This window comes from Nostoc sp. LEGE 06077 (genome assembly GCF_015207705.1).
Lineage (GTDB): Bacteria > Cyanobacteriota > Cyanobacteriia > Cyanobacteriales > Nostocaceae > Nostoc_B.
Map to the genome: position 1 here is coordinate 1 of NZ_JADEWI010000049.1, position 14753 is coordinate 14753.

12 protein-coding genes and 3 pseudogenes are annotated in these 14753 nt (G+C 42.2%); 14 read left to right on the plus strand and 1 reads right to left on the minus strand.

Annotated elements, in window-relative coordinates; genetic code table 11:
• The 6 genes and pseudogenes from IQ244_RS24225 to cynS all read left to right on the plus strand — a co-directional run.
• Positions 1 to 141, plus strand: a pseudogene (locus IQ244_RS24225) (IS982 family transposase); the annotation flags it as partial.
• An 18-nt stretch (positions 142 to 159) separates the two neighbouring features.
• Positions 160 to 1356 (plus strand): class I SAM-dependent methyltransferase, encoded by a 1197-nt coding sequence (locus IQ244_RS24230; protein ID WP_193898730.1) that lies wholly within the window; start codon positions 160 to 162, stop codon positions 1354 to 1356.
• 388 nt (positions 1357 to 1744) lie between these two features.
• A complete protein-coding gene (locus tag IQ244_RS24235; protein ID WP_193898731.1) occupies positions 1745 to 2623 on the plus strand; it encodes an NAD(P)-dependent oxidoreductase in 879 nt (292 codons plus the stop codon).
• Positions 2624 to 2734: 111 nt separating this feature from the next.
• Entirely contained in the window at positions 2735 to 3499 is a 765-nt protein-coding gene (gene cysE / locus IQ244_RS24240; RefSeq protein ID WP_193898732.1) for a serine O-acetyltransferase, read from the plus strand.
• Positions 3500 to 3516: 17 nt separating this feature from the next.
• Entirely contained in the window at positions 3517 to 4215 is a 699-nt protein-coding gene (locus IQ244_RS24245; protein ID WP_193898733.1) for a L,D-transpeptidase family protein, read from the plus strand.
• Positions 4216 to 4282: 67 nt separating this feature from the next.
• Positions 4283 to 4723, plus strand: a complete 441-nt coding sequence (gene cynS, locus IQ244_RS24250) for a cyanase (protein ID WP_193898734.1) — start codon at positions 4283 to 4285, stop codon at positions 4721 to 4723.
• A 70-nt stretch (positions 4724 to 4793) separates the two neighbouring features.
• Here the strand turns inward: cynS and IQ244_RS24255 are convergent, their stop codons facing one another.
• Entirely contained in the window at positions 4794 to 5375 is a 582-nt protein-coding gene (locus IQ244_RS24255) for an Npun_F5749 family FMN-dependent PPOX-type flavoprotein (RefSeq protein ID WP_193898735.1), read from the minus strand.
• Positions 5376 to 5499: 124 nt separating this feature from the next.
• Here IQ244_RS24255 and IQ244_RS24260 point away from each other — a divergent pair, with 124 nt between their 5' ends.
• The 8 genes and pseudogenes from IQ244_RS24260 to zwf all read left to right on the plus strand — a co-directional run bounded on the left by IQ244_RS24260 (position 5500) and on the right by zwf (position 14738).
• A complete protein-coding gene (locus IQ244_RS24260) occupies positions 5500 to 5886 on the plus strand; it encodes a hypothetical protein (protein ID WP_193898736.1) in 387 nt (128 codons plus the stop codon).
• Between the two features lie 168 nt (positions 5887 to 6054).
• Positions 6055 to 7281 (plus strand): annotated as a pseudogene (locus tag IQ244_RS24265) (ribonucleoside-triphosphate reductase, adenosylcobalamin-dependent); the annotation flags it as partial.
• A gap of 471 nt (positions 7282 to 7752) precedes the next feature.
• Positions 7753 to 8823: pseudogene (gene nrdJ, locus IQ244_RS24270) on the plus strand (ribonucleoside-triphosphate reductase, adenosylcobalamin-dependent); the annotation flags it as partial.
• A gap of 133 nt (positions 8824 to 8956) precedes the next feature.
• The gene (locus IQ244_RS24275) at positions 8957 to 9175 is read left to right on the plus strand and encodes a hypothetical protein (protein WP_193898738.1); all 219 of its coding nucleotides are present in this window, start codon (positions 8957 to 8959) and stop codon (positions 9173 to 9175) included.
• A gap of 476 nt (positions 9176 to 9651) precedes the next feature.
• Positions 9652 to 9951, plus strand: a complete 300-nt coding sequence (locus tag IQ244_RS24280) for an RNA recognition motif domain-containing protein (protein ID WP_193898740.1) — start codon at positions 9652 to 9654, stop codon at positions 9949 to 9951.
• 564 nt (positions 9952 to 10515) lie between these two features.
• The gene (gene fbp / locus IQ244_RS24285; RefSeq protein ID WP_193898742.1) at positions 10516 to 11565 is read left to right on the plus strand and encodes a class 1 fructose-bisphosphatase; all 1050 of its coding nucleotides are present in this window, start codon (positions 10516 to 10518) and stop codon (positions 11563 to 11565) included.
• A 379-nt stretch (positions 11566 to 11944) separates the two neighbouring features.
• On the plus strand, positions 11945 to 13090 hold the full coding sequence (gene tal, locus IQ244_RS24290; RefSeq protein WP_193898744.1) for a transaldolase: 1146 nt from the start codon (positions 11945 to 11947) through the stop codon (positions 13088 to 13090).
• Positions 13091 to 13208: 118 nt separating this feature from the next.
• On the plus strand, positions 13209 to 14738 hold the full coding sequence (gene zwf, locus IQ244_RS24295; RefSeq protein WP_193898746.1) for a glucose-6-phosphate dehydrogenase: 1530 nt from the start codon (positions 13209 to 13211) through the stop codon (positions 14736 to 14738).
• Positions 14739 to 14753 lie beyond the last annotated feature (15 nt).

Here is a 14753-nt window from a genome sequence, read left to right on the forward strand (position 1 = left end):
AATATTTCTCAAATTGAGCATTCCAGACATCGAAGCCCTGTTAATTTTTGCGTTAACGTTCTTTGCGGATTAATCGCTTATTGTCATCAACCTAAGAAACCTAGCCTTCAACTGGAGTGGCTTTTACCTCCTTATCTTTAACCCGAACTCAGGTTACCTATGAATTCTAACCCCACGTTATGTGCAGCCATCAGCGATCGCATTACAAATAGTCCCCAACAGCGAATTACCTTTGCTGAATATATGGACATGGTGTTATATCACCCTGAACATGGCTACTATTCCAGCAAAGCCGTAAATATTGGGTTTAAAGGCGGTGATTTTTTCACGTCTGCTAGTCTTGGCGCTGATTTTGGTGAGTTACTAGCAGAACAATTTTTGCAAATGTGGGAAATTCTAGGAAAACCAAACCCTTTTTCTTTGGTAGAAATGGGCGCAGGTCAAGGATTACTGGCGTTACATATTCTCACATATTATCAGCTACATTATCCAGATTTGTTGGCAGTATTAGAATATGTAATTGTTGAAAAGTCTCCCGAATTGCAGCAAGAACAACAGCAACGGTTGCAAAATTACTCGGTGCGTTGGTGCAGTTTAGAAGATATACCCAGCAATTCTATTACTGGTTGCTTTTTTTCTAACGAATTAGTGGATGCTTTTCCAGTGCATCAATTTATTTTACAAGCCGAGAAACTGGCAGAAATTTTTGTTACCTTACCATCTTTGACAGAGCCAGACGAAAATTACTATCTCCTAGAAGGGGAATTTGGGGAAGTAATTGGAGAAATTTCTACACCGCATTTAACAAAATATTTTGATTTGATTGGCATCGAATTATCGGCAAATGTCTACCCAGATGGCTACCGCAGTGAAATTAACTTAGCCACTTTAGACTGGTTGAGTATAGTAGCAGACCGCTTGCAGCGCGGGTATGTGGTAACAGTTGATTATGGCTATCCTGCTAATCGCTACTATAACCCCAGGCGATCGCAAGGAACCCTACAGTGCTACTACCAGCATCGCTACCATAACAACCCCTACATCAATATTGGGCGACAAGATATCACCGCCCATATCGACTTTACCGCCTTGGAACTTTGGGGTGAGCAGTGTGGTTTAACCAAAGTTGGTTTTACGCAACAGGGTTTATTTTTGATGGCGTTGGGTTTAGGGGAAAGAATAGCATCTCTTTCTTACCAAGACATATCCATCGCTCAGTTGTTACCACGGCGGGAATCACTGCATAAACTGCTCGATCCCACAGGATTAGGAGGCTTTGGAGTTTTAGTCCAAAGTAAAGGACTCCAAAATGATCAAAGTTCTCAACCCCTAAAAGGATTAATTGTGCCAAAGTAAAAGTAAAGGGAAAAAGTTAAAACTCTCTGTAAGTCGGCAGCATCACGGTTATATGGACTAGCATTACTATTGATTACTGCGAAATCCTGCATTTACAAAAGCGATAAATACCTATGAATACTCATGACCTGTTGATGCTAATTATGCTGCTTACACCCGGTATCTTACTCTCTGTTGTCATTATGGTAACTTTTGCGGCTGGTGGTTGAATTTTAAGTGCTGAGTCATCAGCAATCTGGGGTGAATTTGGGATTTGGGATGACATCTTAAATCTCAAATAACAACTCGCCAGCCAATTACAAGCAAACTATGGAAACGCGATGTCTAAGACAGGCCTCTCGTAGAGAGGCTACGCCAACGCCAACGCTTTATCAAAGGAACGTGAACAATGAAGGTGGCATTTCTGGGAACTGGACTGATGGGACAACCAATGGCTCAAAGGTTGTTAGCAGCCAATATACAAGTAGTTGCTTACAATCGCACCCCAGAAAAATTAGCCCCATTACAAGCCGCTGGCGCAGAAATAGCTACCCATCCCCGTCAGGCCATTCGTGCTGCTGATTGCATTATTTTGATGCTTACCAACGCCGCAGCCATTTATCAAGTCTTGCTTTCAGATACAGCTTGGCGCACCCTAGAAGGGCGCACTATCATCCAGATGGGTACAATTACACCCACAGAAAGTCAAGAGATTCGAGATACGGTAGTTGGTGGTGGTGGTAAATATATAGAAGCGCCTGTATTGGGCAGTATTCCCGAAGCAAAAAGCGGTAAATTAATTGTTATGGTAGGTGCGACACCAGAACAATACCAAAACCATTTACAATTACTCAAAAATTTTGGCTCAGAACCTTTACTTGTAGGGCCAGTAGGGACAGCGGCGGCGTTAAAATTAGCCCTCAATCAATTAATTGCTTCCATGACCACTAGCTTTGCCCTGAGTTTAGCGTTTTTGCAGCGTCAAGGTGTGAATATCGAGTCTTTTATGCAAGTTCTACGCGAAAGTTCTCTTTATGCGCCTACTTTTGATAAAAAGCTGCAACGGATGTTAGAGGAAAACTACACTAACCCCAATTTTCCTACGAAACATTTGCTCAAAGATACCGATTTGTTCATCTCAGAAGCCAAAGCTTTAGGTTTAGATCTTGGCAGTATTGAGTCTGTGCGACAGATTTTGTCTACAGCAATGAAATTGTCATTTGCTAATGATGATTATTCATCAGTATTTTCAGCTATTAAAGAATGGGGAGATTCCAGCGCTGAGTAAATACTTATGGGGAAAAGGAAAGAATAATCAAAACTCAGCACGCTATCAAGCAAGCACTGAAAAAGATAATATGGTAAGGTAGCTCGTTCTGCTTTCCGAGGGTACTATTGCGTGCTATCTACTCTACGTGCCGATTTCCGCATTATTTTTGAACGTGACCCAGCCGCCCGTAACTGGTTAGAGGTTTTGGTTTGTTACCCTGGTTTGCAAGCCCTACTTTTCCATCGGCTGGCCCATTGGCTACATCATTTAGGTCTTCCCTTTTTCCCCCGATTCATTTCTCATCTATCTCGGTTTTTAACTGGGATAGAAATTCACCCAGGTGCAACTATTGGTCAAGGAGTATTCATTGACCACGGGATGGGTGTAGTAATTGGTGAAACTGCGATCGTTGGGGATTATGCTTTGATTTATCAAGGTGTCACCTTGGGCGGGACTGGTAAACAAAGCGGTAAACGCCACCCTACAGTTGGTGAAAATGTCGTAGTTGGTGCTGGTGCAAAGGTATTGGGAAATATTCAAGTTGGGAATAACGTCCGTATTGGCGCTGGTTCAGTCGTTCTCAGAGATGTGCCTTCTGATTGTACTGTGGTTGGCATTCCTGGACGCATTGTTTATCGTTCTGGAGTCAGAGTTGCACCTCTAGAACACAGCAACTTACCCGACTCCGAAGCGGAAGTAATTCGCGCTTTAGTCGATCGCATTGAAGCATTAGAACAACAAATTCAATCAATACAGCAACTACAACCTGCTGCGAAAACTCCTGTTTTAGTTGGTGCTGTAGCCGTCAACGAACCACAACCACAACCACAAGCGCCTTTATGTAGCCTCAGAGATAAAGCAATTCAAGAATTCCTTGATGGCGCAGGGATTTAAATTATCTAACTAAAGTGATGAAGCCAGAGCCTCTGACAAAAATTCTTCAGCATCGTCAGCAGATTATAACTATCCTATTACTACTAATCAGTGGCTCTTTACTTTATTTACTATTAGTTCGCTTGGGTTTTATTGCTCCAGTACAAGAACTTCCGCAAATCTTATGTATTAAAAATTGCCAGCCTGAGCAAAATTTTCATACGCCCATCGCAGCAAATCAATTATTAAATTACGACCAATCACTTGAGCAATTAATTAACAAAAATAGCACCAAAAATAAAATCTCTATTTTGATTGAGAAATCTCAACACCGGTTAACAATTTACTATGACCGCAAACCAGTCAAATCTTACCCAGTAGTTTTTGGTGGTAACTCTACAGGTGATAAGTATGGTGAAGGTGATAAAAAAACTCCAGAAGGTATCTTAAGAATTAAAGACCTTTATCCCCACCCACAATGGTCAAAGTTCATTTGGTTAGACTATCCCAATACCCAATCTTGGCGCAAGCATTTTCAAGCTAAGGCTGATGGTAAACTACCTTGGTATATTCCAGTTGGTGGACAAGTGGGTATACATGGTGTGCCTATGGGTGCAGATAAAATGATTGACGATCGCACAAATTGGACTTGGGGTTGTCCTTCCTTAAAAAATCAAGATGTCGATGAACTGTATCAATGGGTAGAAAAAGGTACAGTAGTTGAAATTTTACCTTAAGCTAAACTGACAGATTGCCGTGGCAAAGTATACTATTCCTTGTCCAGCAGACTTATCAGAGTGTACTATGTCAATTCCACCCTTAACTCAAAAGCTGCTTGCTGCCAAAAAAGTCAAAGGATTAAGCTTTGCAGACTTAGAACAAATTTTAGGGCGCGATGAAGTCTGGATTGCCGCTTTATTTTATCGTCAAGCTACAGCTTCCTTAGAAGAAGCCCAAAAACTCGCTGATTCGTTAGGGCTTGATTCCGAAGATGTCGCAGAACTAATCAGCTATCCCACAAAAGGCTTAGGCCCTATTGTTCCCACCGATCCCTTGATTTATCGTTTTTACGAAATCATGCAAGTTTACGGTTTCCCCATCAAAGAAGTTATTCAAGAAAAATTTGGTGATGGGATTATGAGTGCAATTGATTTTACTTTAGACATCGAAAAAGTAGAAGACCCCAAAGGCGATCGCGTTAAAGTCACCATGAATGGTAAATTCTTACCCTATAAGAAGTGGTAAGTGCTAACTATTTAAAACTGGACTATCACCTGTAACCTGTCACCTGTAACCTGTAACCTGTCACCTCTTCTCAAGGATTAACTTCCTCACAACGCCATTCTTGATTTTCCCCAATTTGATAAATCCTTCTATTTTGTGGTTCGCCACGCAACTCTAAATGATCAACCTGGACGGGATCAAGTAATAGTAAGCAAAAGTTTGATACTGGTTGTAAAGAATTGGGTGCTGGCGGTGTAAAAGCTGCTGGTGCTGTGTCTCTGGGCTTACCAGAATGAGGCCAAGCAAATTGTAACCGTGCTGCATCGCTCAGTGCTTGCCAAGTAGCAAGACGGGCTGATTGTAGTCCAGAATCATCATGACTATCAACCAATATCAAACGCCCGGCAATGCGAAACTGTTCCCGCGTGTTGGGGAAATACCAGCAAGCTTCCGCCCAAGGTTGATTTTTTATTTGGTCAATTTTATCGCTACGAGTATCAGTAATAAATTTTAGCTGGTTGGTATCTTGAAGAAACTCACGAAAGACAACAGTCCGATTAGCAGGGCGATGATCTGCGCGGATTGTAGCCAATTGTAAGTAACGAGCATAAACCAGACTACGGTTGCGATGTAAGGCGTGAGCGATCGCACCCCGCCAAGGAGCAAGAGACATTGTATACTTTCATTTCCATGAGTATAGCTACAGAAGTAGCGCAAAGTAGAAAATTTTGCAATCTTTTATCCTCAACTTACTTGGCGTATAGTCGTAATCTGTTCAAAAGCAACACGACTTGATTATGGTTCGAGAGCTTAAAAACAAAAACCAGAATTTACTTCAACAAGTGCCATTCAATGTGGATGCCCCAGGCTGTCTTGGCCTGGGGTTTTTGCGTTTGCGGTTTTTATTCACAGAAAAAAGCCCGGAGTTCTCCAGGCTAATCAATATAATTCACTTTCATCATAAAGCCATGCTCATCAAAAAGAAAAACTCATACCTATTTCCCAAGGGAAACTTACCGTCTGGGAAGGTTTACTTGTTCCTTGTCTTTGTTGTGATGGCTCCTATCGTTGCCGCCACGTTTTCTGGTTGCAACCCTGTGAGCTTCTACTTAAAAGGGCTAGGCATTGAGTACCAGTTCCAAAAAGGTGCCTGTCAACTTCCTTCAGATCAACAGCAGAAGTAGGGTTAGTTAAATCAGATGTCCAGTGGTGCGATCGCTGGATATCTGAAATTTCTTAGTTGCAATGAGTACAGCTACAGAAGTAGCGCAAAGTGGAAAATTTTGCAATCTTTTATCCTCAACTTACTTGGCGTATAGTCATAGTCTGTTCAAAAGCAACACGACTTGATTATGGTTCGAGAGCTTGAAAGAAAACGTCAGGGTGTCACTTTTCCCGAAACCGCGCCAGCAGCCAATCCTGTATTTTTTAGGACTTACAGCCGTCGGACTGGAGCAGGACTGAGAGAATCTTACGATGAAGTGTGCGATCGCACTATCCAAGGCTTAATCGAATTAGGTAAACTCAACCCAGAAGAAATTGCCCTCCTCGAAAAAACACAACGCCAACTCAAAGCTTTACCTAGTGGCCGTTGGCTGTGGGTAGGCGGTACAAATTGGATTAACAAACCCAAAAACTTTTCTGGTGGATATAATTGCACTTCTACCAATCTCCAAGACTGGAAAGCCTTCGGTTTAATGATGGACTTGGCGATGATGGGCTGCGGTACAGGAGCCATCATCGAACCCCAATATATTAATCAACTTCCTCCTATCCGCAATCGCCTCAATGTCACTGTACAAGGCGAAATTGGCAGCACTCCGAAAAACTTACGTCGTGAATTTACACAAACCCATATAGAAGGAAACAGCGTTACCATTCATGTTGGTGATAGCCGTGAAGGTTGGGTTGCATCTTATCAAACTCTGTTGGAACTATCCACAGACGAAAGATTTACAAATGATGTAGAAGTATTTGTTGATATCAGCGATGTCCGTCAAGCTGGGGAAACCCTCAACGGTTTTGGCGGTGTTGCCAATCCTGTCAAATTACCAGGACTGTATCAACGTTGTGCCGGAATCTTAAATAAAGCCCTAGGCAGACAATTAAATTCTGTAGAGTGCTGCTTATTAATTGATGAAGCCGCAGTAACAATTGTTGCAGGCAATATCCGAAGAAGCGCGGGGATGCGTCAATTTACTGCTGACGATGAACTCGGAGCTACAGCCAAAGATAACTTATGGCAACAAGACGAAAACGGCAACTGGCGGATTGATCCTGAGCGTGACTCTCTACGTATGGCGAATCATACAAGAGTTTTTCACCGCAAACCAACATTAGAAGAATCGATCGCAGCTGTTCGTAAACAATATTACAGTGGCGAAGGTGCGATTCAATGGGCTGGTGAAGCTGTAGCGAGAGCTAACATTGATTTGCTTGCTACCCAAGCATTGAAAAAAGAGTTTTTGCAAGCTTACGAACAAGGAACAGCTAAAGATTGGTTGCAACAAAGCTACCCAGAAATAGATGCTAGTGAATTAGAACATCGTTTAGCTCGTTTTGGGTTAAACCCGTGTGGTATTTAGCTGATATTTGCCTCACGTTAAACACCGGAGAAAATCGGTGAACCCTGGAATGGGAATACCGAGGTAATCAAAGGAATTAACAAGCCTTAGACACTGTACAGACTAGAGAGTGAAACTTTTTAAGCCATGAATAAACAAACTTCAGGTAGTTTAAAAAGAATATAATCTGGGTTTTGCCCCCGTTTTTCTAAACGGCTCCACGAGTCTCCGGCTACTAAATATTAACGTGAGTTCGACGAATTTAAAAAACCCCTCTCCAAACCTCTCCCCTGCAAGGAGAGAGGCTTCTAAACCGTAATTTTTCGTCGATATTTCAAGATATTTAAGCTCCTCTCCGCGTCGGAGAGGGGTTGGGGAGAGGTCATCGAACTCACGTTAAATATTAGTAGAAAATATAGTCGGATCTACGAGGAAAAAATAACTTGTAGAACTAGAGGATAAAGAGCCTCTAGGTTAACAAAAATGGAAATAATCGGTAGTAACTTCCACTGCAACCTTTCAGAGATTCATCTCAATCAAATTGACCCATTTAATTACAAAGAACAAGAAGAAGCTTTCACTGCGGGGGCGTTATCTGTAGCGACACTTCTAAATCATCAATTTTTGGAACCGCGCTATCAATATAGTCGGGAATTAGACCCAATTGTTGGGGTTTCTTTTACTGGCTTATTCGATTTCTTTGTCCATGCTTTTGGTGTGGACTGGTTGCACTGGTGGACAGAAGGTAGACCTGCAACATCCCAAGGGTTAGCATTTAAGCACCAAGAAGAAAAATATCTCAGCTTTTGGAGAGAAGTAGTACAAAATGCAGTGTGGGATTATTGCGATCGCCATGATCTTAAACGTCCCAATCGTTGTACTACAGTCCAACCCAGTGGCACTAAAGCTCTATTATCTGGTGCTAGTTCTGGTTGGCATCCACCCAAAGCCCAAAGATTTATTCGCCGCATTACTTTCCGCAAAAATGACCCAGTAGCCTTAGCTTGTATTGAATACGGCTATAATGTCATTCCCTCCCAAGCTGACAAGGATGAACAGGGTAATTTACTAAACGATCCTTTTGATCCTCGTGTGAGTGAATGGTTGGTGGAAATCCCGGTTGCTGTGCCTTGGGCTGATGTACCTGGTGCTGATCAAATTGATGTATCTAAGTTTTCTGTCTTAGCCCAATTTGATTTTGTCATGCAAGTTCAACGCCATTACGTCACCCACAACACATCCGCTACCTTGGAACTACGTGTTGATGAAGTTGAACCTTTAGGACAGCGAATTTACGAAGCCATCCAAAATGATGAAGGTTATATTTCCGCAGCCCTGTTAGCAAGATTTGATGATTTACAATCCTTTCCCCGCCTCCCATTTGAGCCAATAGACAAAGCCACTTATGAACGTTTATCTCAAGAAGTGCTAACACGGCGCAAAACTGATGATTTCTGTGCTGTCCTCAGCCGCTACGATTCCGGCGAGTTAACTGAGGCTGGCCCTAGCGGTTGTGATTCTGATAAATGTATGTTCCCAGATCAACAACCCAACTAGGAGTAAGTCAAAGGGCAAAAGTAAAAAGGTAAAAGATTTATTTTGACTTTTGCTTTTTTACTTTTGACTTTGAATCCCGCGTTACGATTGATAAAAAAGTAATAACTTTCATGGCAGTGCCAGGAGATTTTTCATGTTTCTTGATGAATTGTCACCAATATTTAAAGAGTTAACTCATCACCCAGTCTCATTTCTCGGTGGTTTTTTCTCTGGAGTGCTGCGACTTAATCTTAAAGATGATCCTGTGAAAAGTTGGCTAGATCAACAGACAGGGGTCAATAGCTATACCACTTCCGCTAACGAAGCTCATAATGGTAAAGCCACAGGCCCGCAAACAATTTCAATTGAATAAATTCAGCGTTTTTTACCTGCAACTCCTACTCTGGCAAAGTCAGGAAAGTTGCAGGTAAATTTTTGGTATTTAGCGAATGTTGTCAAATCAGTGACAATATAAAGATTAATAATCCTACTGTATAAAATATTGCTTATTACTAGCCCAAGCTGATCAAAAAATTAGATAAAATATCAGATTAACTTACCACAAGAAGTTTTTAGAGAAAAATCTATAAGTTCGGCTTATTTTATGTTATTTGGGATTGTAATATCCCATACTTTGAAAAATGTCACAATCAGTTATTATATGAGCGTAAGCGTAAGTTCAGCCGCATGGACAGTTTAGTTGAAGTCAAGCCAGCACCACGATTGCTGCGCCACAACATTCGCCATCAATAAAAATAAATCAGAAGCGGCAACGCAAGATTTTTAGTTTGTTGATTTCTGTTTTTTCGCTGAACAAATCGCTGTTTGTTGATAATTACGTGATCCCACATGACTATTTACGTTGGAAATCTCTCCTACCGCGCTACTGAAGCAGATTTAAAAGCAGTATTTGCAGATTATGGCGAGGTCAAAAGAGTTGTCTTACCTACTGATCGTGAAACAGGGCGGATGCGAGGCTTTGCTTTTGTGGAAATGGAAGAAGACGCTCAAGAAGATGCAGCTATCACTGAGTTAGATGGCGCAGAATGGATGGGCCGTCAACTCAGAGTTAACAAAGCAAAACCGCGAGAAGATAACCGACAAGACGATACCCGGCGAGGTGGTTGGGCGAAAAAACAGGAAATTTAAACAATGCAGTAAGTAATAGTAGCAAATTGTTTTGCTGTTACACAAGAATTTCACTTACTAAATTTGACTAAGAACAACCGCTGGATTTAAAAGCTGGAAGAACCCCAGGCTGAATAATTCTGTAGCTCACTTGGTAGCAAATTGCTGTAAGTATTAAAGAATCCAAGAAAACTATACCCGGCTGTTGTGAGCTACAGACCAATCTCACAAGCAGTCGGTTTTTTACGGAGAAGGTAGATATTAGCGTGATATTGCCAATCTTGGTATATGGCAAAAGCTTGCTTTGACTGAGTTTAAAATTGGTGAGTAGATTAAGTAAATTTACTTTATTGAGTATTTTTCAGGGTGATATCTCACAACAAGGCACAAAGCGTCTACGCTTCAATAGGTAACAACACTTTTCTGCTTTAGTAAATTCAGCAAAAATTTATCCATTTCTTTAGTTTATCTAAAGCCACATCCAGGTTATCAACTTACCTTTCTAAGATAGAAGCAGCAGCTATAAGTTGCTACGCATAAATTTACTAACCCAACTACCAGCAAGTCGCTAGGGAGCAAGTAAAAATGGCTAAAGCGCCAGAATCTCTGAAGTTGCCAATTGACAATCATACAGATAAAAGCTTGGATCGTGATTGTACAACTTTATCCCGTCATGTTCTTCAGCAACTACAAAGCTTTTCTCCTGATGCCCAGGATTTAAGTGCGTTGATGAATCGCATCGCCCTTGCCGGGAAATTAATTGCCCGTCACCTGAGCCGAGCAGGCTTAATGGAAGGTGTTCTCGGATTTACCGGGGATGTGAATGTCCAAGGAGAATCCGTCAAAAAGATGGATGTTTATGCCAACGATGTTTTTATCTCGGTATTTAAGCAAAGTGGCTTAGTTTGTCGCCTAGCTTCTGAGGAAATGGACGACCCTTATTACATCCCAGAAAACTGTCCCGTTGGTCGTTATACCTTGTTGTATGACCCAATAGATGGTTCTTCTAACACAGATACAAATCTCAGCTTGGGTTCCATTTTTGCGATACGCCAACAAGAAGGCGATGATGCTGATGGTTTAGCTACAGATTTACTTACAAATGGACGCAAGCAAATTGCCGCTGGCTACATACTATATGGGCCAAGCACTATGCTGGTTTATACTATAGGTAAAGGGGTGCATTCATTTACTCTCGACCCCAGCTTGGGCGAGTTTATCCTCACTGAAGAAAATATTCGGATTCCTGATAATGGCTCTGTTTACAGTGTGAATGAAGGAAATTTCTGGCAGTGGGAAGAATCAATTAGAGAATATGTTCGGTACGTTCATCGTACAGAGGGTTACTCTGCTCGCTATAGTGGAGCGATGGTGAGTGATATCCATAGAATCTTGGTTCAAGGTGGTGTATTTCTCTACCCAGGTACAATTCAAAAGCCAGAAGGCAAATTACGCTTACTGTATGAATCTGCGCCTCTAGCTTTTTTAATTGAGCAAGCAGGCGGACGTGCGACTACGGGACTAGTGGATATTTTAGACGTAGTGCCGAAAAAACTACACCAGCGAACACCTCTAATTATTGGTAGTAAAGAGTCTGTGGCAAAAGTGGAGTCTTTTATTCAAAACGGTCACTAGGGTGAAGAAGGCAGAAGGCAGGAGTCAGGAGGCAGAAGAATTTTAGATTTTAGATTGCTGATTTTAGATTGAAAGATTGTCCTAATCTAAAATCCAAAATTTAAAATCAAAAATTGATTTACTCAGCACGGGCTAAACGCCTCGCTATCGCTAACAGCACTTTTAACTGTTTCTTACCGTGAATTTATATTTGCCGTGGTGTACTAGTGTCTGCTTGGGATGAGAAAGAGAATAGATCACTACTACAAATGATGAAGTAGAGATTATTTCAGCTGGTCGATGCGCTAAGTGATTGGCAAAGCCAAAATGCAAAAGTCACCATCACGGGATGGATTGCCAAGTTCACTTGGAGACATCATTAAACGGAGGGAACTAAGCTATGGCCACCAATCATCTACAGGAGATTCAACAATACGGTCAAAGTATCTGGATAGATAATTTGACGCGAGACATGATTCAATCAGGGGAATTGAAAAATCTGGTAGAAAATCAAGGAATCTCCGGGATCACCTCGAATCCAGCCATTTTTGAGAAAGCGATCGCCAACAATGCGATTTATGATGCGGACATAGAAGCAGGAGTTCGCGCTAAATTACCAACCTACAAAATTTACGAATCTTTGGTTTTTGCAGATATCCGTAACGCTGCTGATATTCTGCGCCCTGTATATGAAGCCTCGAATGGAGTTGATGGTTATGTGAGTATAGAAGTACCGCCAACCATTGCTCATGATACTCAAGCCACCGTTAACGAAGCCCGTCGTTATTTTCAAGAAATTGGCCGGGAAAATATCATGATTAAAATTCCCGGTACAGAATCAGGTTTACCAGCCGTAGAACAAGTAATAGCCGATGGCATCAACGTCAATGTTACTTTGTTATTTTCTGTACAAAGCTACATTAATACGGCTTGGGCTTATATTCGAGGCTTAGAAAAACGTCTAGCTGAGGGGAAAGACATTAGCAAAATTGCTTCTGTAGCCAGCTTTTTCCTCAGTCGCATTGATAGTAACATTGACGCAAAAATCGATGCTAAATTGCACCGTGGCGTTGATGATATTAACCTAGAAGCCAAACTCAGAGCCGTAAAAGGCAAAGTAGCGATCGCTAATGCCAAAATAGCTTATCAAGAATACAAAAAAATTATTGAAAGCGAACAGTGGCAAGTCTTAGCAGCCAAAGGGGCAAAAGTCCAGCGGTTACTTTGGGCTAGTACCAGTACCAAAGACCCAGACTATAGCGACGTGATGTATGTTGATGAGTTAATTGGCCGCGATACCGTTAACACCTTACCACCCTCGACAATAGCAGCTTGTGTTGACCACTGCGATGTAGGCGATCGCGTGGAAACCAAAGTCAAAGAAGCTTATCAACTCATCGAAAGCTTGAAAGATCCAGACATAAATATTGATATCAATACCGTAATGGATGAACTGTTAATTGAAGGTATTGATAAATTTGTCCAACCTTTCAAGTCCTTGATGAACTCTTTAGAAAACAAAGTCAAGCTATTGTCACCTGTGTAGGAAGTCTGAAGTGTGGAGTCTGAAGTCGGAAGTCTAATGTCTAAAATTTCATACTTCATCATTCATACTTCATACTTCTGCCTCATCCAAATCTCAACTCCAAGATCCAAAAATTGTTATGGTCAGTCTGCTAGAAAATCCCTTGCGCGTTGGTCTGCAACAGCAAGGGATGCCCGAACCCCAAATTATAGTTATCTTTGGCGCTTCTGGTGATCTTACCTGGCGCAAACTAGTTCCAGCATTATACAAATTACGGCGAGAACGGCGGGTTCCACCAGAAATCACTATTGTTGGTGTGGCCCGGCGGGAATGGAGCCACGACTACTTCCGCGAACAAATGCGTAAAGGCATGGAAGAAGCACACGGTGGTGTGGAACTAGAAGAACTTTGGCAAGACTTTTCTCAGGGTTTGTTCTATTGTCCTGGTGATATAGATAACCCAGAAAGTTACCAAAAACTCAAAACCCTATTAAACGAATTAGACGAAAAACGGGGAACACGCGGTAATCGTATGTTCTACCTTTCCGTCGCTCCCAACTTTTTCCCCGAAGCCATCAAGCAACTAGGGGAAGGCGGAATGCTGGACAATCCAGAAAAACACCGCCTAGTAATTGAAAAACCCTTTGGTCGAGACTTGGCTTCTGCCCAGAGCCTCAACCTGATTGTGCAGAAGTATTGTAAAGAAAATCAAGTCTATCGCATTGACCACTACTTAGGTAAAGAAACCGTGCAAAACTTGCTCGTGTTCCGCTTTGCCAATGCGATTTTTGAACCATTGTGGAACCGTCAATTTGTTGACCACGTACAAATTACCGTTGCTGAAACCGTAGGGGTAGAAGACCGGGCTGGTTACTATGAAAAAGCCGGCGCACTCCGAGATATGTTGCAAAACCACTTAATGCAACTTTACTGTTTGACGGCAATGGAAGCACCGAACTCAATGGATGCTAACAGTATTCGCACAGAAAAAGTCAAGGTACTCCAAGCTACCCGCCTAGCCGATATTCACAATTTGTCCCATTCCGCCATTCGCGGTCAATATAGTGCTGGTTGGATGAAAGGACAACCCGTACCAGGGTATCACCAAGAACCAGGAGTTGATCCCAAATCCGGTACACCCACTTATGTAGCCATGAAATTCATGGTGGATAACTGGCGCTGGCAAGGTGTACCCTTCTACCTACGGACTGGCAAACGGATGCCGAAAAAAGTCAGCGAAATTTCGATTCATTTCCGCGATGTTCCTTCACGGATGTTCCAGTCTGCCGCCCAACAGAGAAACGCCAACGTACTGGCAATGCGGATTCAACCCAACGAAGGAATTTCTTTGCGTTTTGATGTGAAAATGCCAGGGGCAGAATTCCGCACCCGTTCCGTAGATATGGACTTTAGCTACGGTTCTTTTGGAATTTCCGGTACTTCTGATGCCTACGATCGCCTCTTCTTAGATTGTATGATGGGCGACCAAACATTGTTCACACGGGCAGACGAAGTGGAAGCAGCTTGGCAAATAGTTACCCCCGCGCTTTCCGTTTGGGATGCACCCACAGACCCAACAATTATTCCTCAGTACGAAGCCGGTACTTGGGAACCCGCAGAAGCCGAATTGTTGATTAACCAAGACGGCCGTCGCTGGCGCAGACTGTAAAAGTCTGAAGTCTGA